We start from the raw sequence: 24,854 nt of genomic DNA on the forward strand, positions 1-24,854 counted from the left end.
AAAGCAGGGATAACTATGAAATGGATGAAAATATTAATTCAAATTGCTTGTTTATATCTTTTTTACCTGGCCGGAGTTTTTATACAGCATCATTTGCAGCTATCTATGCCAGGAAGCATTATCGGAATGTTTCTGCTGTTTTTCTGCCTTTCTTTAAAAATGATCAGGCTTCCGATGTTAAAAGAAGGAAGTTCTATGCTGTTAAGTCATTTATCACTGCTTTTTATTCCGGCCACAGTCGGTTTAATCGATCATTTTGATCTGTTCAGCGGTAAAGGAATCGTAAGTGCGCTTGTCGCTCTTTTCAGCACGGCCGTGGTTATGATTTCGTCCGCTGCAATAGGGCAGCGGCTCACCATGAGAACGGAAGCTTCCGAAAAAAGAGGAGAAGTCTAATGTTTTCAGCTGTCCTTTACATAGTGTTAACGATTGTCATATATGCTGCCATGAGGCAGCTCTATAAAAAATATCCCCTGCCTATTCTTGTGCCTATAGCGACATGCACTTTTTTTATCATTCTTCTTTTATTGAGCACTGGAACGACTTATTCAGAATACTTGAAAGGCGGAATCTGGATTGATGGGCTGCTCGGACCTGCGGTTGTGGCTTTGGCCTATCCTTTATATGAAAGCCGCCGTATTCTGAAAAAATATGCCTTTACTATTCTAGCAAGTGTTTTTGCAGGAAGCATCATTGGCATTGGCAGCGGAACACTTCTTGCAGGGCTTTTTCATGTGGATGAGGAGCTGATTTTGTCTCTTGCCCCTAAATCAGTGACAAATCCAATTGCAATGGATATTGCAGACATGATGGGCGGTATTCCGGCGCTTGCTGCAATCTATGTTGTCATTGCAGGTGTTTCAGGCGCAATGTTTGGACCGTCTTTGCTGCAGCTTTTTGGCATTCATCATTCAGTAGCAAAAGGAATTGGACTAGGTGCAGCATCGCATGGCACAGGTACGGCAAGAGCACTGGAGCTGGGTGAGCTTGAAGGAGCCATCAGTTCGATTTCGATGACTTTATGCGCCATCTTTACAGCGATAATTTGCCCGCTGCTCGCACCATTTATTTTAAGCATCCTATAAGGAGTTGAAAAAAATTGGCTCAACTAATCAAGATCCATTCTTGCATTTCAAGGTACGAGATGGATTTATACCGCTACCAAAGCCAATTTCTGCGTTTAAAGAAACAGCAATGGCAAATGATCAAGCTTGCTTATGAAAATAATGAGTTTCAGCAATTTGTAAGACCTCATACAGAGACAATGGATGGAGCAGAAGGGAAAAAGGAAAAAGAAAATTTTCTCAGAAAGGTCAGTAATATATTAAGGAAAAAAGAAGAAATTGTTTCCTGCGATTTGAATATTCCAGCTGCTGAGCAACAAGCAGACACAATGGAATTCATCTTTCTCTCCGTTCCGCAAACATTGGATGAATTAAAAGCGAAATTTATGAATCACATCTTTCAGTTCCAAATGAAATGGGCCACGTCTACCATTCGTGAAAAATCATATGCAGATGTTTCTTTTTATGAAAATGAGAGATTGCTTGAACTTCTTCAAAAATTGCCTGATCAGCATCTCATTATGTATAATCCTGTTTTCAAAATAAAAAATACGTCCATTGGGCTTGATCCGATTTTAATCAGTCCTGGAGAAATCGTTTGTATCCATTATCTCGAAGGGGGACAGCACGACGTTATTGAAGGTTCAAGTGAACGCTTCTGGACAGTGAATCCGGGAGATCATGAAAAAAAACAGCTTTCTCCTTTAATCAGTTTGAATCGAACAGGAACAATTGTTAAGCAATTACTAAGAGAAAGCAAGATCGATCTGGAAGTGAAAAAGGTACTGATGTACAAAAGCGGATTCATCGAGTTTCCCCAGGTACCATACGATTTAACACTTGTAGATAAAAGGAATTTCAGTGGATGGTTCTAAATTTACAGAAATTCCACAACGCCAATTAAGCATGAACAGCTGAAGGCTGCTGAGATTCTTTTGTCCCAATGCTTGATTGACTCTTTTCGCAGAAACGATTAATACGCCGGCAGGCGTATTTTTTTGTAGATTCGTACATACAGTTTCACTAAAAAAAGCTATAATTTTACTAGACTGGGAATATCTAAGCAGATATTCATGAAATCGCTGAAGATAATGGAGATTAGGATGAAGAACAGCATATACTTTATCATTAACCCCCTTGCCGGGAATGGCAGATCATTACGTGTTTGGAAAAAGGTAAAAGCTGAACTCGAGCTTAATTCTATAGACTATCGTTCTTTTTTAACTGACTATTCAGGTCATGCAGAAATTCTGGCCAGGCAAATAGCGACGATTCAGGATTATCACTTGAAGACGGTTATTGGAATCGGCGGAGACGGCACGATTCATGAGATCGCAAATGGGCTGAGTGAATTTAATCATGTGCAGATAGGGTTTATTCCAGCTGGATCCGGTAATGACTTTAAGAGAGGGTATGGCCATTCTTCTAAAGAAGGTTCATCAATTTTCCTCAGGTTAAAAAGGCAAGTAAAAACCTTTGACTTAGGTCAATATCATACAGGCCAAATGAACCGTTTCTTTGTAAACAGTATTGGCGCAGGGTTTGATGCATATGTTGCGAAGCTTTCAAACGAAATGGCAGTGAAGAAACTGCTGAATAAATTAAGGGCAGGTTCTTTAATTTATATAGCGGCCCTGCTGAAAGGGCTTATGAATTATCAGCCAAGTACCGTCACATTGACTGTTGATGAAACGGTTCACGTGTTTGAAAATGTCTGGCTTGCGGCAGTATGCAACCACCCATTTTATGGGGGAGGCATGAAAATTTCTCCATCTGCAAAACCGGATGATGGTGTACTTGACCTCCTCGTTGTGCATGATTTATCAAGATTAAAGCTGCTTCTGCTCTTTGGACTGGTTTTTGCGGGGAAGCATACACGGCTGAAAGAAGTTCATACGTTCACGGGAAAGGAAATAAAAATTGCTGCAGCTGCTCCGCTCATGCTTCAAGCGGAAGGAGAATACATAGGCGAAACACCGGTCACAGTCACATTGAGACCTAAAAGCATAAAGTATTATACGTGAATCTAATATCAAGTTGTTTCTCAATGGGTATACTGATGTGATGAAACAACTTTTGCAGGCAGGTGACTAAAATGTTATCGGTACAACGTGCATATCATGCATACCTTGATGAAATGGACTTAATTACAATCCTTATCCCAAAAGACATGCAGTCCTCTGACAATAAAACATTTTTTCTTCTGGATGGCGAAACCCGGCTGAAGCTGCAATGTGAGCGTCAGCAGGATATTGAAAACAGAGTTAAATATCAATGCAGACTGGATTCATCCATAAAACCATTTGGAAAATTGTATGAAGTATGTGATGAACTGGGTAATAAAACAGATCTGCAAATCGGTGCAGTTATTCGGACGGATGAATTTGATGAACACTTTTATTATGAAGGGGATGACCTTGGGGTCCGTTTCAGCAAAGACTCTGTAACAATGAAGTTATGGTCTCCGACTGCGACGGATGTACGGGTGAAATTACTGTTTCCAAGCGATCAGCGGGAGGAAACTCTTCCACTAAAGCGAGATGACAGCGGAATTTGGACAATCGAACTGAAGGGTAATTTTGACAGTGTTTTCTACACTTATCTCGTGTGTGTTAATTTAATTTGGAATGAAGCGGTTGATCCATATGCAAAAGCCGTATCCATGAATGGCGTTTATGGAGTCATCGCAGATTTTGGTCAAACAGTGGTAGAGAAACGAAAACCAGCTCCTCTTGCTCAATTAACGGATGCCATTATCTATGAAGCGCATATACGTGATTTTACCATCCATCCAAACAGCGGTATTAACCAAAAAGGCAAATATGCAGCATTCACAGAAACTGACACAAAAACCGGGATGGGAATGACATCAGGCATATCCTATCTGAAAGAACTTGGCATTACCCATTTAGAATTGCTCCCTTTCAACGATTTTGAAGGAGTCAATGAGCAGAATGTTCTCGAGCATTACAATTGGGGATACAACCCGCTTCATTTTAATGCTCCAGAAGGCAGCTACTCATCTGATCCGGAAAATCCATATACAAGAATCAAGGAGTTAAAAACAGCGATCCAGGCTATACATGCAAACGGCATGAGAGTCATTATGGATGTGGTTTACAATCATGTTTACATCAGAGAAAATTCCTCATTTGAAAAGATTGTTCCGGGATATTTCTTTCGTCATGACCAGAATGGCCTTCCTTCAAATGGTACTGGAGTAGGCAATGATTTTGCTTCAGAAATGAAAATGGCCAGCAAGTTTATTATAGATTCAATCACTTTTTGGCTGAAGGAATATGATGTTGACGGTTTTCGCTTTGATTTAATGGGGATATTGGATATTCACACAATGAATAAGGTGAACGATATTTGTAAGCGGTTAAAACCTGATATTCTTATTTTAGGAGAAGGCTGGGATTTGCTTACCCCGCTTCCATATGAAGAAAAAGCCATTATTGCAAATGCGGGTAAAATGCCTGGCATCGCATTTTTTAACGATCAGTTCAGAGACAATATTAAAGGAAGCACGTTTGAAGTGTTGGACAAAGGATTTATTCTTGGCCACTCTGGAAATCCGGAAATGCTTGCAAAAATCATGAGCGGCTCTATTGCACATTTCACAAATCCTGCACAATCCATCAATTATGTAGAATCGCATGATAATCATACGCTATGGGATAAGATGAATTTGTGTCTTCCAAATGAGCCAGTTGAATATAAACGGCTCAGGCAGAAGCTTGCTGCGGGTATGGTCATTCTTGCACAGGGAATTCCTTTTCTTCATAGCGGGCAGGAGTTTTACCGAACAAAACAAGGCGTGGAGAACAGCTATAAATCACCTGATGAGATCAATCAGCTAAACTGGAATGAAAGAGAGCAATATGCAAATGATGTCAGATATATTCAGCATCTTATTTCTCTAAGGAAGTCTCATGGAGCATTCAGGCTAAGTTCCTCACAAGAAATAAGCAGACATTATCGGATTTTTATGAATGGGGATGGCATTTTCGCGTACTGCTTAAACGATGTAGGTGCATATGGTCCATGGAGAAAGATTGCGGTCATTCATTGCAGTCATCGAAATGGCAAGGTTATATCCCTGCCCTGGAAAGGTGAATGGGAACTTGCCTCAAGTCCATTCATTTTTCAGAGAGAAGCAAACTCAGCCCAGCATGTAAGCGAATCATTTAAGGTGAAAGAAATAGGGACTTTTGTCTTATTCCAAAAGTAGGTTTTCGGTTTTTCTTGACTAAAATTGCTTGGAAACGATAAAATTTAAAAGGATAGCTATCTGTAACAGATTCTTCATCTTTGAATAGCTGTCTTTTTTAATTGACTTAATGAAAGATATATAAGGTGAAGGAAACAGGCTGTACACTTTATTCGATCATGTTAGCGTGTGCCCTGATGCTTTCCCTATTCCAAACTTATAAATGAAATGTTGGGTTGAAATTGAAGGTGAACTGGTTGGAACAACTACTAGGAAGCGAGTGGGAGCTATCTCCTGCTGGCGGAGCAACAGGCGATGCATATTTTGCACAGCGAGAAGGGCAAAAATTGTTCTTAAAACGAAATAGTTCTCCATTCTTGGCCGTTCTGTCTGCTGAAGGAATTGTTCCTAAGCTGGTATGGACAAAAAGGCTGGAAAATGGCGATGTGATTACAGCACAGCACTGGCTAAGCGGACGTGAACTGAAGCCAAGTGATATGAAAGGTGAAAATGTAGCGGAACTGCTGCATAAAATCCATCATTCCAAGGAACTGCTGGATATGCTGAAACGTCTGGGAAAACAACCGCTTACTCCTTCAATTATTTTAGAGGATTTAAAGCAAACGGTTGAGTTCGAAAACTTTTATCTCCCAGAAGTCATGCAGGCTATTCATTATCTTGAATCCAATCTTCCATATGTGGATTGTGATGATAAAGTTGTCTGTCATTGTGATGTGAATCATAATAATTGGCTGTTATCCAATGATGAACAGCTATATCTGATTGACTGGGACGGAGCCTTAATTGCAGATCCCGCAATTGATATTGGCATGCTTTTATACTGGTATATCGACGAAAAAGACTGGGAAAGCTGGCTTTCTACATATGGCCTGAACTTAACCGATCAGCTTCTTGGAAGAATGTACTGGTATGTGCTTGCGCAAACGATTACCTATACCCTTTGGTATCGCGCAAAACACAATGAAAAGGAAACAAATGAATGGCATAACTACCTGCGTCAAATGATTTCTAAGTTAAATTAGGAAAATGAATCAATATCATCAATCCATTGTGTAAGAACATTTTGCTGAGATGTTATATAGGAATTCAGTTCTGAAGAATTTTTTCCATCCTGACTGTAAGAATAAATATTTTGCAGTACGTTTTTTAAATCCTGATGAATGTTTGTATTCACCATCAGTGATTTGATGACACGCTCAAGTTGTTCACATTCTGCAACTGTTCCGCAGCAGTCACTTTGATGTTCTGTCAATATATCCTTTAATAATTCAACTTGATGCTGATATTCTAGCGGCATGGCAAACACTCCTTTACACATTCTTGTCTTAACTTGTGCAGGAAGAAGCCATTTCATTCTGAATAAAAATGACCAGATCCAAGCAGGGCCTGGTCATTTTTTTTGCAGTTAAATCCGCTCAGCTATTTGCTTTTGATTTTGCCTCATGTTGATAAGATCTGCTTAGGGAACTCTTGTTTATTGATAGAACAAGGGTTTTCGCTGATAAAACCTTGATTTACATGGATAAACCTTAGATTTATGCTGATAAAACTAAGGTTTGCGCTGATAATACCTATTATAAAATACAGATTTTAACATGGAATTTCTCTTGCGCACCCTCCCATTTCATGATATCTTTTATGGCGACATTAAATCGATAGAGGTGTGCATCATGCGATTGCGGAATAAGCCATGGGCCAATGATTTCATTGCCGGGCATTCAAATATTGTGATTCAGAATCCTAAAGAGTATAAAGGAAAATGGAATGAACTTTTTGGGAATGATAACCCGATCCATATTGAGGTAGGGACAGGAAAAGGGCAATTTGTTGTTGGAATGTCTAGCGCTAACCCAAACATTAATTATATTGGGATTGAATTGTCTGAAAGTGTCATTGTTGGTGCTCTTCAAAGAGCAGCTCAGGCAGAACGAACAAACATTCTGCTCCTCAATGAGAATGCAGAGGATCTGACTGACATTTTTGCCAAGGGCGAAATTGAGAGAGTTTATTTGAATTTCTCTGATCCATGGCCGAAGACGAGACACGAAAAACGGAGATTAACCTTTAAGACATTTCTTAAGAGATATGAAGATATCTTGGTTGATGAAGGTGAAATTCATTTTAAAACAGATAATCAGGGATTGTTCGAGTATTCACTTCAAAGCTTCTCAGCCTATGGACTGCTCTTAACATATGTAAGCTTAGATTTGCACAATAGTGAGTATGAAGGCAACATCATGACGGAATATGAAGAAAAATTTTCACAAAAAGGGCAAAGAATTTATCGCTCTGAAGTGAAATATATAAAAAAGTAACCCATGTCCACGGACGCGGGTTTTTTTGTTATGATGGAAACGGAGGGGATAATATGGAAACTTTAAAAATAGGTCAAACAACGTTAACATGGCTTGACGGCGGGGTAACTTATCTTGATGGAGGCGCAATGTTTGGGGTCGTTCCCAAACCGCTCTGGTCAAAAAAATATCCTGTTAATGAACTCAATCAGATTGAGCTTCGCACAGATCCAATCCTTGTTCAAAAAGAGGGCATCCATTTGCTGATTGACAGCGGTATTGGCTCAGGAAGACTTACCGATAAGCAAAAGCGAAATTTTGGTGTGACAGCCGAATCAAATGTAATCGCTTCATTAAATGAATTGGGTCTGAAAGCTGAAGATATTGATTATGTCCTGATGACGCATTTGCATTTCGATCATGTTTCCGGTCTGACAAAGCTTGAAAATGATGAACTTGTATCTGTATTTCCACATGCAAAAATCATTACTTCTTCTATTGAATGGAGTGAAATGAGAGAACCTAATATTCGTTCAGCTAATACATACTGGAAAGAAAATTGGCTGGCAATCGAAAAACAAGTCGTTCCTTTTGAAGGAAAAACAGAACCAGTGCCAGGCATTGAAATGATTCACACTGGCGGCCATAGTGACGGTCACAGCATTGTTAAAATAGAAGACAATGGAGAAATGATTCTTCATATGGCAGACCTCATGCCGACGCATGCCCACAGCAATCCTTTATGGGTGCTTGCATACGATGATTATCCAATGAATTCAATACAGCAGAAGCAAAAATGGCTCGGGTTTGCGAGCGAAAAACAGACTTGGCTGTCTTTTTATCATGATTCCTTTTACCGGGCAATCAAATTCAATGAAAAAAAAGAAATCATCGATAAAGTGGAAAGAAATCGACCAGAATAAAAAAATGGCATGGAGAGCAGTGTCTCCATGCCATTGTGCATGTTCAACCTTGTTTTTTATGTTATGGATTATGCAATTTGTTCTACGTGAAGGATATTCCCGCTTTTTGCATCCACAAAAGCTTCATATTGTTCGAGCTCTGAGTCAGCCGTTCTGGTAATGCCCGCTTTGTAAATACTGTATGTCTCTCCAGAATCGGTATAGGACTCGCGGACTGTATAGATCCATGATCCATTGATCGGACCTTTTTCCTTAAATGCATTTTTCACAACAGTTAGAGCTTTTTCAGAAGTAATATATGCCGGCTTTAATTGATCCTTAAATATGTATGCAGCAGCCAGGCCAATTCCAATACCAATGAATGCTTTTCTGCAATTCATAACGATCTCCTCCATCCTTAACACATTGATTTAAGTATACAGAAGATTCCTTTTCTTGTTAAGTGTGGTTATGTCTTTTTAAGAAGCAGAATTTGTTTGGAAAGCCTGCCATGTATACCGGAACTTTTCTTGCTGGGCTATCAGAATGGTTTGGTTAATAAAATGGAAAACAGGTGAATAAAATCTTTATTTACGCTGATAAAATTCAAATGCAGGAGTTTTATTTCTCATTTTGGCTGATAAATCCTGAAAGTTGGTTGATATGTCCTTATCTGCCTGGCGGGTCTGAACAGCCGGTTTGCTTTTATTTAGTAGCACGAAAGGATAACTTTCTGTAAAATAAAAGAATACATACGTAAAGGGGATATGATGGATGAACCAAGAGACGTTAGAGCTTTTTAAGACATTAACGGAGCTTCCGGGTGCACCGGGGAACGAGCATGCCGTGCGTAAATTCATGCGATCCGAGCTCAGCAAGTACTCAGATGAGATTGTTCAAGATCGGTTAGGCAGTATTTTTGGGGTGAAGCACGGTCAATCAGAAGGTCCCAAGATTATGGTTGCAGGGCACATGGATGAAGTAGGGTTCATGGTAACGGGTGTAACGAAAAACGGAATGATAAGGTTCCAGACGCTTGGAGGCTGGTGGAGCCAGGTGCTTCTTGCACAGCGCGTTGAGATCATAACAGATCAAGGGGCGATTCCCGGGGTAATCGGATCGATTCCACCTCATTTATTAAGTGAAGATCAGCGGAACAAACCGATGCAGATTAAAAATATGCTTGTTGATATTGGTGCGGATTCAGATGAAGATGCAGCAGAACTGGGCATCAAGCCAGGACAGCAAATTCTTCCTGTTTGTCCATTTACTCCAATGGCCAATCCTAAAAAGATTATGGCTAAGGCATGGGATAACCGTTATGGATGCGGATTGTCGATTGAATTGTTAAAAGAGCTGAAAAACGAAACCCTTCCAAGTACTCTTTATTCTGGTGCAACCGTACAGGAAGAGGTAGGGCTTAGAGGAGCACAAACCGCTGCTAATATGATTCAGCCTGATTTGTTCTTTGCTCTTGATGCGAGTCCTGCCAATGATATGAGCGGAGCGAAGCATGAATTCGGCCAGCTGGGCAAAGGCGCCCTTCTCCGTATTTTAGACCGTACTATGGTGACACATAGAGGAATGAGGGAATTTGTTTTAGACACGGCAGAATCAAACAATATTCCTTATCAGTATTTCGTGTCACAAGGCGGAACAGATGCAGGTCGTGTTCATACTTCAAATGATGGTGTTCCTTCTGCAGTTATTGGCATCTGCTCGCGTTATATTCATACAGCAGCTTCTATTGTCCATATTGACGACTATGCTGCTGCAAAAGAATTAATTGTCTCCCTTGTAAAAGCTTGTGATCAAACGACATTGGATACAATAAAGCAGAAATCATAAAGGGAAGAAGCGGAAATCACTGATGTGGTTTCCGTTTTTAAGAGATAAGAAAGTATAAAATTTTGCGCATTGATTACAAGCGGAATCGCCCTCTCCGGCCAGAACAAAATCTCACAAAAAAGTCAGCCGGATTCTTATCTGTCATGCCTAAGCTAAACGTGCGCCTGCGCTTTTCTTTATATAAAGGAGAAAGAAATAGATGAAAATAGCGATTGGAACCTTAAATCCGGCCAAAGTTAATGCGGTAAAGGCATCTCTATCTGATTTTGAGCAATTTACATTCAAAAGTGTGAAAGTTCCATCTGGAGTATCTGACCAGCCGTTTTCAGATGAGGAAACCATACAAGGCGCCATTAACCGGGCAGAAAATGCCAGGAAAATGGAGCAGGCTGATCTTGGCATAGGTCTTGAAGGAGGCATCATTGAGACAAATCAAGGTTTTTATTTATGCAATTGGGGAGCCATTTCAGGAGGCGATATCAGACCAATTATTGCAGGCGGCGCCAGAATCCTTCTGCCGGATGAAGTTGGTAAGAAGGTGAAGTCGGGCGTTGAGCTTGGAATCGTCATGGATCAATATGCGAATCAATATAATGTCAGTCAGAATGAAGGGGCAATCGGGATATTTACAAATGGCATGGTGAATCGGAAAGAAATGTTTACTCACATTTCTAAGCTGTTATTTGGTCAATATTTTTACATGCATAACAAGAGCAGCGGCAGATAGGGCCGCTACTCTTGTTCAAAAAGATAGGATAACACTGCTATGGCCTGATCAATAGATTCTACCGTGACATCAGCTTTGGAAGAAAGTTCTTTAAGCGGGTGGTGCAGGTTCTCCGGTCTTATGATAATTAACGGTTTTTTGCTGGATAATGCACTGCTTGCATCCATTGCAGTATTCCACTGTTTATATTTTTCTCCAAATAAAGCCATTACAATATCCGCTTTATCCATCAAAACTTTTGTTCTGAAATTATTAATTCTGGATGCAGCTTCGTCTTTTATAATGGCATTTGGCTGCGAACCTAATATTTCTTCTCCAATAAAATCAGACCGATCATGGTTTTCCATTGGTCCTGTAAAAGTTACCGGGAGATTCCGGGCCTTCTCTTTTACTTCGTTTCTCCAATTACTATGTATTTCTCCTGCCAAGTAAACATTTATATTCACTTAAAAGTTCACCTCTTTTTTATAAATTTATTACCCTGTTTTTCTTATCATAAAACAAAGCTCTCTTGTCAAGTCTAAAATGAAAGGGTTATTATAGAAAAGGGTCCTATTTTCCTATTGATTAAGGAGGGTTTTTCTTGAAGAAAATTCTAGCAGGCATGATCTTTGCTTCTCTTTTTTCCTTATTAGCCTGTTCAATAAATGAAGAAGAAATGCAAACTGCAACGATAGATCAGACAAAAAAGACTTTTACAAGCAAGCCGGCTGCTGCCAATGAAGAGAGCGGTTCTTTTAAATATCATTTGCCCGAAGGCTATAAAGTCGAATCTGCAAAAAATAATAACTTGATTTTCAAACGGGATGATGAGCAATTTATATTATTTGTAAATGATAAAGAAAAAGAGGACAGTGCCGTTTTTTATGATTCCCTGCTTGAGCAATATAAAGATCCAATAGTAGAAGAAACCTTTAAGGATAAAGACCGGTTCGGATACGTTCTTGTGGATAAACTTGAAGAGGATGAGTATGAGGTTTCGGCGGGAATCGGGGGAGTTAAAATGACAACGCAAACAGACGGCCGCAGTGTTGCAGATACAGCTGAACAAATGATGGAAATTGTGTCTTCTGTCAACTATTAATAATAGAAATCCCCCTTTGCTCTGCAAAGGGGATTTTTCTTTACCGAAGGTTAAACTATTGGTAACTCAAGGATACTTTTGGTATGATGCGAATTGATGAATGCACAAATTGGAAATGATATTATTGGAGGTTTTAACAATGGAAAAATTACAATCAATGGCTCATTATAACGAGGTAATTCAAAAAGAAAACGTGATTCTTATGTTTTCAGCTGACTGGTGTCCTGATTGCCGTTTTATTGACCCGTTTCTGCCGGAAATGCAGGCTGAAAATAAAAACTTCACATTTTATTATGTAGACAGGGACGAATTTATCGATCTATGTGCTGAATTAAATGTATTCGGAATTCCTAGTTTTGTCGGATTCCACAACGGACAGGAAAGTGGCCGTTATGTGAACAAAGACCGTAAAACGAAAGAGCAGATTCAGGAATTTATAGACGGATTATCATCATAAAACAGGTACAAACCGGTAGGGAGCGGAATGAATCATGAAAATGACTTCAAGGAAAATGGCGGAGACAATCAAGGAGCGCTTGAAACATAAAGACTGGACGAGCCATTTTGATAGAGAAAAGGATCAATTGCGTGTTGAAGATGATGCTACTAAAAAAGGCATCACTATATCTCTGCCTGGCATTATTGCAAAATGGGAAGAGAAAAAAGATGCGGCTGTTGATGAATTGGTTTATTACATCGAGGAAGCTTTGACAGTTATGAATGAGGAACAGGAACTGACAGGCAAAGAAAAAGGGATTTTTCCGGTTATCAGATCAACATCTTTTCCAGTCGAATCATCTGATGGCGTTTTGCTGATACACGAAAAACATACTGCTGAAACGAGAATCTATTATGCGCTTGATCTTGGGAATTCCTATCGTTTGATCGATGTGAAAATGATGGAAAGAGAGAACTGGACGTTCAGCAAAATTAAAGAAATGGCAAGGTTCAATCTCAGGTCCCTGCAAACAAGTGTAAAAGAAGATCATGTTGCAGAAAATGTTTTTTACTTTTTAAATGCCAATGATGGCTATGATGCAAGCCGTCTGCTTAATGACACCATCCTTGATTCTTTCCATGAAAAAATGCAGGGTGCGATGGCCATTGCAGTACCGCATCAGGATGTTCTGATTATCGCAGACATCCGAAATGATACAGGTTACGATATTTTAGGCCAGATGGCCATGAGCTTTTTTGCAAGCGGCAGGGTTCCAATTACAGCTCTATCTTTTCTGTATGAAAACAATGAGCTGGAACCTATATTTATTCTTGCAAAGAACCGGGCAAAAAAGGAAGAGGAAGGTAAACAATGATGCGCGTATTTTATAACAAAGAAGGTGTAGGCGATACACTGATGATTTCAGTGGCTGAATTGGCGCCAGAAGACAGAGCGTTTGTAAAAAAGGGGGATGCAGTGCGAATTTACAGCAGTGCCTCAGGCGAAACGGCCGGATTCAATCTTTTTAACGCATCTTCTTATCTTGAAATTAAGAGCAGCGGCGGGGTTGTTGAATTGACTGAGAATCTGCTCAGCAAATTGAATGAAAGCCTTAATCAAAATGGATTTGAGGAACAGCTGCATGCTGATCTATCACCCAAATTTGTAGTTGGGTTCGTAGAAACAAAAGAAAAACATCCAAATGCCGATAAATTAAGCGTATGTCAAGTTAATACAGGCAGTGAAAAACTTCAAATCGTGTGCGGTGCACCTAATGTAGACAGCGGACAAAAGGTTGTCGTTGCTAAAGTCGGAGCAGTTATGCCAAGCGGCCTTGTGATAAAAGATGCTGAGCTCAGAGGTGTTGCATCAAGCGGCATGATCTGCTCTGCGAAGGAATTAAATCTTCCCGATGCTCCTCAGGAAAAAGGGATTTTAGTTTTAGATGATCAGTATGAAATCGGCACAGATTTTTTTAAAAAATAATGGACTCCCATAAACCTATTGTCTAAATCGAACAATCTATTTAAAAGTTAAAAAGTCACTAGGAAATTTTCTAGTGGCTTTTTTCATCTTTAAAAGATAGGATTAACTGTTACAATAGAATAGTAATTAAGAAGAAACCTTTGAAAGAGTGGTTTTTATGAGTTGGTTTTCAAAAATGATCAATTATTTCGCCGGTGAAACAGAGACAGATAAGCATTTAGAAAAAGCAGCAGCTGAAAAAAGGCAAATTCCAGAACCGCAGCAACCTGTACATAGAGCACCAGTACCGCCCAAAACTCAAACTTCGAATGTGAAAAATGTAGAAACAAAAGTAGCCTATCAATATCCTAAAGGAAACTTCAAATTTCCGATGATTCCTGATAATCAAAAAACTCGTCAAGAACCTAGAAGGAAAAGTTCAGCAAGTGCAAAGATCGAAAGAACGAAACCTCAGAAACTTAACAGCACAGAGCGTATGCCGGGAAAAGCAGCCAGAAAAAAGACAAATACAGATTCAAAGAGGCCTTTTCATCCAACAGAGATTCCTTCGCCTATTTACGGCTTCAGGCCTAGAGACAATCAAGAACCATTAGAGTATCGAATTAGTCCAAGAGATGAAGCAAATCAAACTGGCAGCGAGCCGGGTTCAAGTTTATTTAAAAGCTTTCAGCAAGCCGCGCAATCTACTGAATCCGTTCTGTCAAAGTTAAATGAACATAAACGTGCTGAGCTCCTGAAAAGAGAAGCTGCGAGAATGAGGGAAATCCAAGAAGTGCGAATTCCGGCAGCAGCCCTGCATGAAAAGCTGGAAAAAGATGAACCATCCATTTTAAAAACGGAAACCGCGGATTCTGTACCTGAAATTATTCCAGAAAACAGCTTGCAAAAATCAATTATTCCAGATAAAAGTCTGGATAAAGAAAAGGAAACCCCATTTCTTTCCTTTGCATCTGATGACGATCATGAAGAAATCAATAGTGATACTGTCGAACATGTAAATGAAATAACAGAAGATACACTCTCGCTGCCATATGAAAATAAAGAAATAGCGGTAGCGGCCGAAGAAACAGAAATCGTTATGCCAGAATATGCACATCCGCCTATAGTAAAGGCAGAAGAAGACTTCAGCCTTATTGATGAAAACGAAGAGAAACAAACGCTCACTGAATGGACGCCAAACGAAGAGTATGCAGAAATTCCAGAGGCAGACGTTCTGACTGAAAAGCTGCACACGGCCACTGCAGATAAGCATTATTATGAAAATGAAGAGGAAAATAGTGTAACCGAAGAACCAGCCATTAACAGAACTGAAAGATCGAATGAAAATCCTGCAGAAGAAGTGAAAGAAAATCGATCAACAAGATCAGCCGTTCCGTTTAATGTCATGATGTTTGGAAGAGATAAACAAAAAATCCAAAAGTCAGAAGACTCTTCGAATTCTGGATCATCCTATCTTTTCCCTTCATTGCAGCTTTTGAACATTCCGCCTAAGGAATATGTAGATGATGTGGATTGGCTTAGAGAACAAACAGAATTGCTGAATGTGACGCTTGAAAACTTCAATGTAAAAGCAAGAGTTGTTCATGTTACACAGGGGCCTGCTGTGACACGTCTTGAAGTCCAGCCTGAACCTGGAGTGAAAGTAAATAAGATTACAAATTTAACAGATGATATCAAACTGAGCTTATCAGCTAAAGATATCCGCATAGAAGCACCTATACCAGGCAAGAACAGAATCGGCATTGAAGTTCCGAACAGACACAGCAAAATGGTCTATTTGCGAGAAATCTTAAGAAGTGCGGAGTTCAGAAATAATCCATCTCCGCTGACGGCTGCCCTGGGTCTTGATATTTCTGGTCAGGCTGTTGTGACAGATCTTAAAAAAATGCCGCATGGACTAATTGCTGGAGCGACCGGTTCCGGCAAAAGCGTGTGTATCAATACAATCCTGGTGAGCCTTCTGTACAAAGCTTCCCCTCATGAAGTGAAGCTGCTTCTGATTGACCCTAAAATGGTCGAGCTAGCCCCGTATCACAATGTTCCTCATCTAGTCAGTCCGGTTATTACGGATGTAAAAGCTGCTACTGGAGCATTGAAATGGGCTGTAGAAGAAATGGAAAGAAGATATGAGCTATTTGCACATGCGGGAGCAAGGGACATTTCCCGCTATAATGAACTTGCTGCAAAACATAATAGCGGTGAGCATATGCCATACTTGGTCATTGTCATTGATGAGCTTGCTGATTTAATGATGGCAGCTCCTGCTGACGTGGAAGAAGCGATCTGCCGCATTGCTCAAAAAGCAAGAGCATGCGGAATTCATCTAATAGTTGCTACACAAAGACCTTCCGTTGATGTCATAACTGGATTAATTAAGTCAAATATCCCGACCAGAATTGCTTTTTCTGTATCATCTCAAGTTGATTCACGGACAATTATTGACTCAGCCGGAGCAGAAAAATTGCTCGGTAAAGGGGATATGCTCTTTTTAGAAAATGGCACATCTAAAGCTGTCCGTATTCAGGGGAATTTTGTATCAGATGAAGAAATTGAACGGGTCGTTAACCATGCCAAAAAACAGATGAAGCCGGTCTTTTTATTTGAGCAGGAAGAACTGATGAAAAAGTCCAGTATAGGAAACGAAGAAGATGAACTGCTGCTTGAAGCGTGTGAATATGTGGTTGATCAGGGAGGGGCATCTACATCAAGTCTGCAAAGAAGATTCAGAATCGGCTATAACCGTGCAGCAAGACTTATGGATATGATGGAAAAGCAGGGAATTATTTCAGAAGCAAGAGGAAGTAAACCCCGTGAAGTCCTAATTTCTGAGCAAGACCTTGAAACCATTCAGGAAAGTGGAATGTAATGGAGAGCTGATGATATCTCCAATCATCATTTAAACAGAAGAACTCACAGTTTAGGGGAAATAGTCTTCTAAACAAAAATATTTGTCTGAATAAGGTTTTATCTTCAGGAATTGGGAAAACTGCTTTTAAAGCAGTTTCCCCAATTTTTCTTCTTGATTTAAGACATACTCAGAAGCAACTGCCCGTAATGTTTAGAGGGTCAGGAAAACATTTACTTTTTATTCCGCACTTGCCAAGTTCATGGATATCGTTTAATATGCATTGGGCAGGATAAATTGACCCGCCATGTATTTATTCAAAAAACTTAACATGTCTGATTTATGTGTCATTCATGAGCAGCTGCTTTTCTTATAGTTATCTATATTGCATTCTGCTATAATGTTAAATCGTAAGCTATACTACATATCCGCTATCTTATGCATTCTAATTAAACCTGGAGTTGCAAATTGGGATAAGAATCATATAATGTCAAACAGATAGACGTTTGTTGGAGGTTCTATTTATGACTGTTTACCATTTCGTTGGAATAAAAGGGACTGGAATGAGCGCCCTTGCACAGATTCTGCATGATATGAACTATGAGGTTCAGGGATCTGATATTGAAAAAACCATTTTCACTCAAAAAGCTTTAGAACAGCGCGGTATTCCGCTTTTACCATTTTCAAAAGACAATATCAAACAAGGATTAACTATTATAGCGGGAAATGCGTTTCCTGACTCGCATCCTGAAATTGAGGAAGCACACAGCCTCGGGCTTAAGGTGATTCGCTATCATAAGTTCTTAGGCGAGTTTATGGAGAAGTTTACAAGTGTAGGCATTACAGGTGCCCACGGCAAAACCTCGACTACAGGATTGCTTGCCCACGTCATTCAGGGAGCAAAGCCAACTTCATTTTTAATTGGAGATGGAACTGGAAGAGGCATGGAACAAAGCGAATACTTTGTTTTTGAAGCATGTGAATATCGCAGACATTTCTTGTCCTATTATCCGGATTATGCGATCATGACGAATATCGATTTTGATCATCCGGATTACTTCAGCAGCATCGATGATGTGTTCAAAGCATTTCAAGAGATGGCTATGCAAGTCAAAAAAGGCATTATTGCCTGCGGTGACGATGAGTACCTTCAGCATATTCAGGCAAATGTGCCTGTCGTTTATTACGGCTTCAGTGAAGAAAATGATTTTCAGGCCCGCAATGTTGTAAAAGCGACTGATGGAACAAGTTTTGATGTGTTTGTCAGAAACACTTTTTATGCATCTTTTAAAATTCCGACTTTTGGCGATCACAGTGTACTAAACGCACTTTCTGTTATTGCACTTTGCCATTATGAAGAGATTGATGCAGAAGTGATTCAGGCCCAGCTTCAAACGTTCGAAGGCGTAAAGCGCCGTTTTAACGAGAAGAAAATCGGCAATCAAGTTCTGATCGATGACTATGCGCATCATCCTACTGAAATCACAGCAACAATTGACGCAGCAAGACAGAAATATCCGGACCGTGAAATCGTTGCGGTCTTCCAGCCGCATACCTTTACACGCACCCAATCGTTTTTAGAGGAATTCGCTGACAGCCTGCAGAAAGCAGATACTGTCTATCTTTGCGACATATTTGGCTCTGCCCGCGAAAACATTGGAAAACTGTCCATTCAAGATCTTCAAAATAAAATCGACCGTGCATCATTAATTGATGAAGAAGAAACAGCCGTCTTAAAGCAGCATGAAAATGGAGTTCTCGTTTTCATGGGAGCAGGAGACATTCAAAAATACCAGCAGGCCTACGAAAAGGCTCTTGCATAAAAACATGGGCTAAAGCCCATGTTTTTTTGTTTATATGCTTATTTCAGGTTTTCAGGATTTAATCCTTCTAATTCCTCAATTACAAAACGGCCGTCTTTACGGACAAGGACGCCGTCAAAATACATTTCTCCGCCTCCATATTCAGGGCGCTGAATGTTTACCATATCCCAATGAATGTTAGAATGATTATCATTAAATGCATCGTCATAGCATTGTCCAGGTGTGAAATGGAAACTGCCGTCGATTTTTTCATCAAAAAGAATATCCTGCATTGGATGCTGAATGTAAGGATTCACGCCAATTGCAAATTCGCCAATATATCTTGCACCTTCATCGGTATCGAAGATGCTGTTGATGCGTTCTGTATCATTTGCAGAAGCCTCAATAATTTTTCCATCTTTAAACGTAAGCTTCACATTTTCAAATGTAAAGCCGTTATATGGGGACGGAGTATTGTATGTAATTGTTCCATTGACAGAGTCACGAACCGGAGCTGTATAAACCTCACCGTCTGGGATATTCATTTCCCCTGCACATTTAACAGCAGGAATGTCTTTGATCGAGAAAACCAAATCCGTTCCTGGACCTGTAATTCTTACTTCATCCGTTTTGTTCATTAATTCAGCAAGCGCGTCCATAGCTTTGTCCATTTTTCCATAATCAAGGTTGCACACATCGAAATAAAAATCTTCAAATGCTTCTGTGCTCATCTTAGCAAGCTGAGCCATTGAAGAATTCGGATAACGCAAAACAACCCATCTTGTTTTAGGGACGCGAATATCTCGATGCACCTTTTTGCCAATTGTTCTGCCGTGCAGCTTCATTTGCACGTCAGGCACATCAGCGTGCTCATTTATATTGTCTCCTGAACGAAGGCCGATATAGGCATCCATTTTGCTCATGACGTTTGCTTCAAACTCGGCCATCATGCCAAACTGTTCTTCCTGTCCTCCGAGCAGGAGAGCGCGGTCAACCTGCTGATCTTTAAGAGAGACAAATGGATACCCGCCTGCAGCATATGCTTCATTGATGAGCGCTGTAACTAATTCTCTTTGCAGGCCAAAGTTTTCAATCAGTACTTTTTCTCCTTTTTGAAGCTTGACTGAATAATTTATCAGGTTCTTTGCGAGCTTTTGAATTCTTGGGTCTTTCACTTTTTTTCCTCCCGGTATACGAATAAGTAATACATGTCTATTGTAACCGATGTCAGAAAAAAATTTGAAATATTTATTGAAAATTTAAAAACACGGCCATAATAGGAAAGGAATCCAAATTTTTTTGTAGAATACTAGCTTTATGAAAAGTCTTTATGTTTATAATTAAATACTTGCGGGAAACAGTTAATATCGCTTATTGGAGGTGCTGAAGTTGGAAATTATTTTATACTTAGCTGTTGCACTAATTGCAATTGCATTCACAGTACTGGTCGTTTACCTTTCTAAAACGTTAAAATCCCTATCCTCTACCTTAAACAATGTAGCCGGAACACTGGCAGGGCTTGAGAATCAAATCCAGGGAATAACGCTTGAAACGACTCAGCTGCTACATAAGACAAATGCTTTGGCAGAGGACATTCAGGAAAAATCAGAAAAGCTGAACACTGTTGTCTACGCAGTTCAGGGTGTTGGTTCATCTCTTCAGAATTTCAATGATTCTGTTCAGAAAGTATCAGCATCAGTTAGTACAAATCTTGAGAAAAACCAGGATAAAATCAACCAGGTTGTTCAATGGAGCAATGTTGCAATGGACGTTTGGGGAAAATGGAAGCTGAAAAAGCAGAAAGATGAGCGTCAGCAGAAACAGCCAAGTTTATGAATTCGTTTTAAAAAAATATAAATTAAGAATCGCAATGGGGAGGAATTTATCATGAGTAAAGATGGAATCAACAGTAAAGATTTTCTTATCGGAACACTAGTTGGTGGAATTGTAGGGGCAACTACTGCACTATTCCTGGCACCTAAATCAGGTAAAGAACTTCGTGATAATATTGGAGAGCAGGCAGTCATTGTTAAAGAAAGAACAGGAAAAATCACAAATGATGCTTTAGAGAAAAGCAATGAATTTGCAGCACTTGCGAAAGAAAAGTCAGCTAATCTGACGCAGGTTGTTTCAGATCAGTCTTCTCAAATCATGAACAAAGTCCGTGATTTGAAAAGCTCTAAAGATCAAAATCAAGAGCAATCTGAAAACAATCCTGAAGACGTAAAGCTAAACTTGGCGCCTGAAGCAACAAGTGATGATCCCAAGCTTAACTCTTCAGTTCAAAGCCCTGTTAATGAAACAGTTCAGCCATCTTCTGGTTCTACACAGCATGCTGAAGAATTAAAAAAGCAAGTAAACAAAGAAATTGAAGATGCAAAAGAAGCTTTATCAGAAAAAAAATAGTACAATGAATCGGCAAAGTTAATCGCTTTGCCGATTGTTTTTATTTTCAAATGAAATCATGTACAATGAACGGACCAACCTGAATTTAGGAGTGAATGAAACAAGATGCCGAAAACTAAGATTGATACAGTGGAAGAATTTCAGCAAATCGCTGATAGCGGAGAATCCTTTTTATTTTTCAAAAATAGCTTAACATGTCCGATCGCACAGACAGCCTACGAGCAATTCGAAGCTTTTGCGAAAGATCATGACTCGGTTAATGCCTATTACCTGAATGTCCAGGAAGCAAGGCCGCTTTCAAATTATATAGCAGAAACTTACGGTGTGAAGCACGAATCACCACAGGCTCTTTTTTTCAAAGACAAACAGGTCACATGGAACGAGTCACATTGGAAAATTACAAAGGACACGTTAACTAAAAACGTTTTATAAAGCGGAGGATGGGACAGAGACTTTACTGCTCTGTTCCATTTTTATGTTATTTTTAATGTGAGTTCAGGACATGAATAGGAGAAAGTAAATGAATGAACGTACTTTTGATCAATTATTAAATATTAAGACGGAAGGCAGCCAGAAAGGGTTCGGCAAGTCACTTCATTATCACCGCTATGAACCGACACCATATGCGGCACTGGAGTGGTTATTTCGTGAATATGAGCTGAAAAGCAGTGATCATGTAGTTGATTTTGGATGTGGAAAAGGCAGATCCAATTTCTATATACATTATTTAAGCAATGCTACTGTCAAAGGGGTCGAAATGGACAAGGCTTTTTATCAGGAAGCGATTAAAAATCGTGATCGTTATTGGAAGAAAGCAAGGAGCAGGAAAGGGCAAATCCAGTTTTATTGCTGCTTGGCGGAAGAGTATAAAATCGATCCGTCAGATAATCGATTTTATTTCTTTAACCCCTTTTCTAAAGAAATTTTTATGAATGTCATAAATAATATCCTGCAGTCGGTTGAAAACGCAAGGCGGGAGATCGAGCTGATTCTGTACTATTGCTCAGATGAGTATCTCTTTTTTTTAGAAAACCAGACAGCTTTTGAATTAAAAAAAGAAGTCATTCTGCCTGGGTTTAATGACCGTAATCCATCAGAACGATTTTTGATTTATCGGCTTGATTATAAATAAAGGCAATACAAATACTAAAAGCCCGCTAAATTTGCAGCAGGCTTTTTAGATTTTGATCAGAACGATCTGCCTGTCAGGGCGGACAGCCTGTTCCTCTTTTTCTTGGTGTCCGCCTTCTAACTCCTCGGTCAGAAAGATCCGCCAGTAAAGGCTTTTCCGGCGGATCCATATCTGCCTGCGCTAAACAGTCGGTTCCGTTTTTCTCAGAACCATTTAATACTTAGCCGATCACCAGGCAGCAATTCTTCATGAAATGCTGTTTCTTTTTCATTTTTTAACAGGAGGAATTTATTGCTTCCCTCTGATGGAATAGTCACGTCGACAGCAGTAAAAACATCCTGAAAAATAAATGAACTTGCTTGCTGCTTCTTGATGGTTAGATGATCGCCATTATTAATTTTATCCTCTAAGGAAAGAAGCATTTCGTCCCTGTAAACTTCAGCCATCATCTTCTTAATCGTCAGCGGCTTCTGGTTATAGAGAACTGTCAGAGATTCATATGCTGTTATTTTAAGCTCGGCCAGCACTTGGCTTAGAGATGGCGATTCTGTTTTTACAGCTGTTATTTGATCCCATTCCTCAAATCGAGATGTTGGCATGGCAGGAACGTGATTGATCAGGATTTTTCCAGAGAATGCATCAACCTTTGTCCTGCTGCCGTCCACTGAAAGATGAAATGGCGCAAAGGAGAATTCATCAGGCAAAATCTCTTTTACCTGATCAGGAAACGAATAAGTGATCGAATCTCTGTCAGCTATCAGATCCGTTAAAGAAGCAGGCTCTCCATTTAATGCAAGATTTGCCTCAACTTGAACCCGTTCCCCATTTAAAATGACTTGTTTTGCTGGAACTACATCAATTAAATCAGAAATGGCGACATTGAGTGAACGGCCGTCTTTCCCTTTTTCAATTATGATTTCATCCCCATTTATGATTTCCTCATCAACTGAACATACTCTTCCATTTTTAAAGAGCAAAGGTGCTTCGCCATAGGTGCCTGGTATTGTTATAGATTGTCCGTTTAATGCTGCAATAAATGCGAGTCCTGGCTTTCCATAGTATTTATTCAGCTGTATTCCTGAAGAGAGCAGACTGTCTGAAACCGTCAGTTTTCTCATATGCAGCAGCCGGACTGAGCGTCCATTTACTTTGACGCTGACATACTGTATCGGATTTTGATTGGAAGAAATGGCGATTCCGATGGGGGTAACAAGTTCTGGACCTGTTTTCAGATGTTCTGCAAACCTGAGCTGCTTGATGGCGTCAATTCCTCTTATCGCAACCCTGTTTAATGGCAGATTCAGTTTTTCGGCGATCAATTCTGGAAGCTTGGGTGTTAAGCTCCCTCCTCCAATCAGCATGACTGCTTTTGGAGAAGACTCCTGGTTTAAAGAATAAATTTCTTCCTTTATCGCATTTGCGAGTCTGTCAATGGCACTGTGAATCTGCGTAATAGCTTCTTCTTTTAAGACTTCATTTTCAAATCCTAAAATATCTTTAACAAGGATGCTCTCAGATATATTCAGCTCTCTTTTTGCCCATTCAGCATCGTGAAAATCCAATAGGAACTGATCAGAAATCGCTTCCGTTATTTCATCTCCAGCCATTGGGACCATTCCGTACGCCGTGACAGTTCCTTCATTTGTTATCGCGATATCAGATGTACCTGCCCCTATATCTACAAGAGCAACATTTAATCTTCTCATTGAGGAAGGAATTAAAACGTTTATTGCCGCAATGGGCTCCAGAGTCAATGCTTTCAATTCCAGGTTTGCTCTATTTAAGGCAGCAAGGAGAGACTCTACAACAACTTTAGGCAAAAAAGTCGCAATGATTTCAACAGAGGCAACCTTGCCCTGCTGATCTACTAAACTGCCAATCTCCTGATAATCGAGTTTATAATGAATAACAGAGTAGCCGACACAATCATACTCCTGCGTGGCTTTTTCTTTTTGGGCAAGCTGTTTCTGAGCTTCTTGAACGGCCATCAGCTCGAGGTGAAAAACCGTTTCTGTCTGAATAATGGGTTTGCCCCCTATTTCGATCTGAGCTTCTGCCTGCCCGTACGGTTTTTAGAGCTCTGCCTGCTGCAGCCACGCAAACTTCGCGAAGGGGGCCATGCTTTTTTTCAAGCTCTTCCTTAACAGAGGCAATCACGTTCGAAACAGCGATGACATCATGAATCTGTCCATCAAGCATCGAGCGCTCTCCATGTTCCTGAATAACTGTGTCAATGACTTCATAGGTGCCGCCTTTTTCGGATAATAATAAACCAACTACTGAGCGGGTGCCAATATCCAATGCAAATGTATAAGTCTCTTTTCTCAAAATGAGCACCTCTTTTATTAAACTATAAAACTCAAAAAACAAGATAAATCAGCATTGTGATCACTCAAAAAAACGCTTTATCACTTAAAAGCGTTTAAATGTTAAAGAAAAATGCGTGACAACACGAAGGATTTTGTATATAATTATCACTAATTACTAAAGAAAATGTATCATATTTTCTTTTTTTAAGAAAGCTGGTGCAGCTTTGCATCACGCTAAACCACTAGTTTTGAAGGGATGCATGTACAAGCCGGATTTCGGCTT

At 39.8% G+C, this 24,854-nt stretch carries 23 protein-coding genes and 2 pseudogenes; 20 read left to right on the plus strand and 5 right to left on the minus strand.

Annotation, left to right across the window (positions count from 1 at the left end; translation table 11 throughout):
* Positions 1–15: 15 nt before the first annotated feature.
* The 6 genes from QFZ72_RS07730 (at position 16) to QFZ72_RS07755 (ending at position 6,320) form a co-directional block, all read left to right on the plus strand.
* Positions 16–396, plus strand: coding sequence for a CidA/LrgA family protein (locus tag QFZ72_RS07730; RefSeq protein WP_307431493.1), 381 nt, complete (start codon positions 16–18; stop codon positions 394–396).
* A complete protein-coding gene (locus tag QFZ72_RS07735; protein WP_307431494.1) occupies positions 396–1,085 on the plus strand; it encodes an LrgB family protein in 690 nt (229 codons plus the stop codon). Before QFZ72_RS07730 ends, QFZ72_RS07735 begins: the two co-directional genes overlap by 1 nt.
* 14 nt (positions 1,086–1,099) lie before the next feature.
* A complete protein-coding gene (locus QFZ72_RS07740) occupies positions 1,100–1,939 on the plus strand; it encodes a nuclease-related domain-containing protein (protein WP_307431497.1) in 840 nt (279 codons plus the stop codon).
* Positions 1,940–2,167: 228 nt separating this feature from the next.
* Positions 2,168–3,088, plus strand: coding sequence for a diacylglycerol/lipid kinase family protein (locus QFZ72_RS07745; protein WP_307431500.1), 921 nt, complete (start codon positions 2,168–2,170; stop codon positions 3,086–3,088).
* Between the two features lie 71 nt (positions 3,089–3,159).
* Positions 3,160–5,298: a type I pullulanase gene (pulA, locus tag QFZ72_RS07750; RefSeq protein WP_307431502.1), complete on the plus strand. Its 2,139-nt coding sequence runs from the start codon at positions 3,160–3,162 to the stop codon at positions 5,296–5,298.
* Positions 5,299–5,525: 227 nt separating this feature from the next.
* Complete coding sequence (locus QFZ72_RS07755) at positions 5,526–6,320, plus strand: phosphotransferase family protein (RefSeq protein WP_307431505.1); 795 nt, start codon at positions 5,526–5,528, stop codon at positions 6,318–6,320.
* Here the strand turns inward: QFZ72_RS07755 and QFZ72_RS07760 are convergent.
* Positions 6,317–6,595: a YtzH-like family protein gene (locus tag QFZ72_RS07760; RefSeq protein ID WP_223437352.1), complete on the minus strand. Its 279-nt coding sequence runs from the start codon at positions 6,593–6,595 to the stop codon at positions 6,317–6,319. The genes QFZ72_RS07755 and QFZ72_RS07760 overlap by 4 nt on opposite strands.
* A gap of 373 nt (positions 6,596–6,968) precedes the next feature.
* Between QFZ72_RS07760 and trmB the strand changes: the two genes are divergently transcribed.
* Together trmB and QFZ72_RS07770 are read left to right on the plus strand one after the other, a co-directional pair.
* Positions 6,969–7,613: a tRNA (guanosine(46)-N7)-methyltransferase TrmB gene (trmB, locus tag QFZ72_RS07765; RefSeq protein WP_307431508.1), complete on the plus strand. Its 645-nt coding sequence runs from the start codon at positions 6,969–6,971 to the stop codon at positions 7,611–7,613.
* 53 nt (positions 7,614–7,666) lie between these two features.
* Complete coding sequence (locus QFZ72_RS07770) at positions 7,667–8,515, plus strand: YtnP family quorum-quenching lactonase (RefSeq protein WP_307431511.1); 849 nt, start codon at positions 7,667–7,669, stop codon at positions 8,513–8,515.
* Positions 8,516–8,583: 68 nt separating this feature from the next.
* Here the strand turns inward: QFZ72_RS07770 and QFZ72_RS07775 are convergent, their stop codons facing one another.
* Positions 8,584–8,895, minus strand: a complete 312-nt coding sequence (locus QFZ72_RS07775) for a PepSY domain-containing protein (RefSeq protein WP_307431515.1) — start codon at positions 8,893–8,895, stop codon at positions 8,584–8,586.
* Between the two features lie 373 nt (positions 8,896–9,268).
* On the opposite strand from QFZ72_RS07775, the gene QFZ72_RS07780 reads away from it, so the two are divergent.
* The gene (locus tag QFZ72_RS07780) at positions 9,269–10,342 is read left to right on the plus strand and encodes a M42 family metallopeptidase (RefSeq protein WP_307431518.1); all 1,074 of its coding nucleotides are present in this window, start codon (positions 9,269–9,271) and stop codon (positions 10,340–10,342) included.
* 199 nt (positions 10,343–10,541) lie between these two features.
* On the plus strand, positions 10,542–11,069 hold the full coding sequence (locus tag QFZ72_RS07785; protein WP_307431520.1) for a DUF84 family protein: 528 nt from the start codon (positions 10,542–10,544) through the stop codon (positions 11,067–11,069).
* 5 nt (positions 11,070–11,074) lie between these two features.
* Here QFZ72_RS07785 and QFZ72_RS07790 read toward each other — a convergent pair whose 3' ends face one another.
* Positions 11,075–11,515 carry a YtoQ family protein gene (locus QFZ72_RS07790; protein WP_307431523.1) on the minus strand — a complete coding sequence of 147 codons (441 nt, stop codon included), beginning with the start codon at positions 11,513–11,515 and terminating at the stop codon, positions 11,075–11,077.
* Positions 11,516–11,652: 137 nt separating this feature from the next.
* Here QFZ72_RS07790 and QFZ72_RS07795 point away from each other — a divergent pair, with 137 nt between their 5' ends.
* The 6 genes and pseudogenes from QFZ72_RS07795 to murC all read left to right on the plus strand — a co-directional run bounded on the left by QFZ72_RS07795 (position 11,653) and on the right by murC (position 18,745).
* Complete coding sequence (locus QFZ72_RS07795; RefSeq protein WP_307431526.1) at positions 11,653–12,153, plus strand: hypothetical protein; 501 nt, start codon at positions 11,653–11,655, stop codon at positions 12,151–12,153.
* Between the two features lie 139 nt (positions 12,154–12,292).
* A complete protein-coding gene (locus QFZ72_RS07800) occupies positions 12,293–12,610 on the plus strand; it encodes a thioredoxin family protein (protein ID WP_307431529.1) in 318 nt (105 codons plus the stop codon).
* A 34-nt stretch (positions 12,611–12,644) separates the two neighbouring features.
* Positions 12,645–13,466, plus strand: coding sequence for a DUF1444 domain-containing protein (locus tag QFZ72_RS07805; protein ID WP_307431531.1), 822 nt, complete (start codon positions 12,645–12,647; stop codon positions 13,464–13,466).
* Positions 13,466–14,077, plus strand: coding sequence for a YtpR family tRNA-binding protein (gene ytpR, locus QFZ72_RS07810; protein ID WP_307439651.1), 612 nt, complete (start codon positions 13,466–13,468; stop codon positions 14,075–14,077). The genes QFZ72_RS07805 and ytpR overlap by 1 nt, the downstream gene beginning before the upstream one ends.
* Positions 14,078–15,446: 1,369 nt before the next feature.
* Positions 15,447–16,943: pseudogene (locus QFZ72_RS29760) on the plus strand (DNA translocase FtsK); the annotation flags it as partial.
* A 503-nt stretch (positions 16,944–17,446) separates the two neighbouring features.
* A complete protein-coding gene (gene murC, locus QFZ72_RS07820; protein WP_307431537.1) occupies positions 17,447–18,745 on the plus strand; it encodes a UDP-N-acetylmuramate--L-alanine ligase in 1,299 nt (432 codons plus the stop codon).
* 38 nt (positions 18,746–18,783) lie between these two features.
* Here murC and QFZ72_RS07825 read toward each other — a convergent pair whose 3' ends face one another.
* Positions 18,784–19,899, minus strand: coding sequence for an aminopeptidase (locus QFZ72_RS07825; protein ID WP_307431540.1), 1,116 nt, complete (start codon positions 19,897–19,899; stop codon positions 18,784–18,786).
* A 214-nt stretch (positions 19,900–20,113) separates the two neighbouring features.
* Here QFZ72_RS07825 and QFZ72_RS07830 point away from each other — a divergent pair, with 214 nt between their 5' ends.
* From QFZ72_RS07830 to QFZ72_RS07845, 4 genes are all read left to right on the plus strand, one after another.
* Positions 20,114–20,560: a DUF948 domain-containing protein gene (locus QFZ72_RS07830; protein ID WP_307431543.1), complete on the plus strand. Its 447-nt coding sequence runs from the start codon at positions 20,114–20,116 to the stop codon at positions 20,558–20,560.
* Between the two features lie 51 nt (positions 20,561–20,611).
* Positions 20,612–21,130 carry a YtxH domain-containing protein gene (locus QFZ72_RS07835; RefSeq protein WP_307431546.1) on the plus strand — a complete coding sequence of 173 codons (519 nt, stop codon included), beginning with the start codon at positions 20,612–20,614 and terminating at the stop codon, positions 21,128–21,130.
* A gap of 105 nt (positions 21,131–21,235) precedes the next feature.
* A complete protein-coding gene (ytxJ, locus tag QFZ72_RS07840) occupies positions 21,236–21,562 on the plus strand; it encodes a bacillithiol system redox-active protein YtxJ (protein ID WP_307431548.1) in 327 nt (108 codons plus the stop codon).
* An 88-nt stretch (positions 21,563–21,650) separates the two neighbouring features.
* Positions 21,651–22,262, plus strand: a complete 612-nt coding sequence (locus QFZ72_RS07845; RefSeq protein ID WP_307431551.1) for an SAM-dependent methyltransferase — start codon at positions 21,651–21,653, stop codon at positions 22,260–22,262.
* A 203-nt stretch (positions 22,263–22,465) separates the two neighbouring features.
* Here QFZ72_RS07845 and pilM read toward each other — a convergent pair.
* A pseudogene (pilM, locus tag QFZ72_RS07850) lies at positions 22,466–24,590 on the minus strand (pilus assembly protein PilM).
* Positions 24,591–24,854 lie beyond the last annotated feature (264 nt).

Origin of the sequence: Bacillus sp. V2I10 (assembly GCF_030817055.1) — a bacterium.
Classification (GTDB): Bacteria; Bacillota; Bacilli; order Bacillales; family Bacillaceae; genus Bacillus_P.

Excerpts from the sequence above, each read along its gene's own strand:
- QFZ72_RS07730 (WP_307431493.1), top strand. The coding sequence starts at position 16 with ATGAAATGGATGAAAATATTAATTCAAATTGCTTGTTTATATCTTTTT.
- QFZ72_RS07735 (WP_307431494.1), top strand. The coding sequence starts at position 396 with ATGTTTTCAGCTGTCCTTTACATAGTGTTAACGATTGTCATATATGCT.
- QFZ72_RS07745 (WP_307431500.1), top strand. The coding sequence starts at position 2,168 with ATGAAGAACAGCATATACTTTATCATTAACCCCCTTGCCGGGAATGGC.
- pulA (WP_307431502.1), top strand. The coding sequence starts at position 3,160 with ATGTTATCGGTACAACGTGCATATCATGCATACCTTGATGAAATGGAC.
- QFZ72_RS07760 (WP_223437352.1), bottom strand. The coding sequence starts at position 6,595 with ATGCCGCTAGAATATCAGCATCAAGTTGAATTATTAAAGGATATATTG.
- trmB (WP_307431508.1), top strand. The coding sequence starts at position 6,969 with ATGCGATTGCGGAATAAGCCATGGGCCAATGATTTCATTGCCGGGCAT.
- QFZ72_RS07770 (WP_307431511.1), top strand. The coding sequence starts at position 7,667 with ATGGAAACTTTAAAAATAGGTCAAACAACGTTAACATGGCTTGACGGC.
- QFZ72_RS07775 (WP_307431515.1), bottom strand. The coding sequence starts at position 8,895 with ATGAATTGCAGAAAAGCATTCATTGGTATTGGAATTGGCCTGGCTGCT.
- QFZ72_RS07780 (WP_307431518.1), top strand. The coding sequence starts at position 9,269 with ATGAACCAAGAGACGTTAGAGCTTTTTAAGACATTAACGGAGCTTCCG.
- QFZ72_RS07785 (WP_307431520.1), top strand. The coding sequence starts at position 10,542 with ATGAAAATAGCGATTGGAACCTTAAATCCGGCCAAAGTTAATGCGGTA.
- QFZ72_RS07800 (WP_307431529.1), top strand. The coding sequence starts at position 12,293 with ATGGAAAAATTACAATCAATGGCTCATTATAACGAGGTAATTCAAAAA.
- QFZ72_RS07805 (WP_307431531.1), top strand. The coding sequence starts at position 12,645 with ATGAAAATGACTTCAAGGAAAATGGCGGAGACAATCAAGGAGCGCTTG.
- ytpR (WP_307439651.1), top strand. The coding sequence starts at position 13,466 with ATGCGCGTATTTTATAACAAAGAAGGTGTAGGCGATACACTGATGATT.
- murC (WP_307431537.1), top strand. The coding sequence starts at position 17,447 with ATGACTGTTTACCATTTCGTTGGAATAAAAGGGACTGGAATGAGCGCC.
- QFZ72_RS07835 (WP_307431546.1), top strand. The coding sequence starts at position 20,612 with ATGAGTAAAGATGGAATCAACAGTAAAGATTTTCTTATCGGAACACTA.
- ytxJ (WP_307431548.1), top strand. The coding sequence starts at position 21,236 with ATGCCGAAAACTAAGATTGATACAGTGGAAGAATTTCAGCAAATCGCT.
- QFZ72_RS07845 (WP_307431551.1), top strand. The coding sequence starts at position 21,651 with ATGAATGAACGTACTTTTGATCAATTATTAAATATTAAGACGGAAGGC.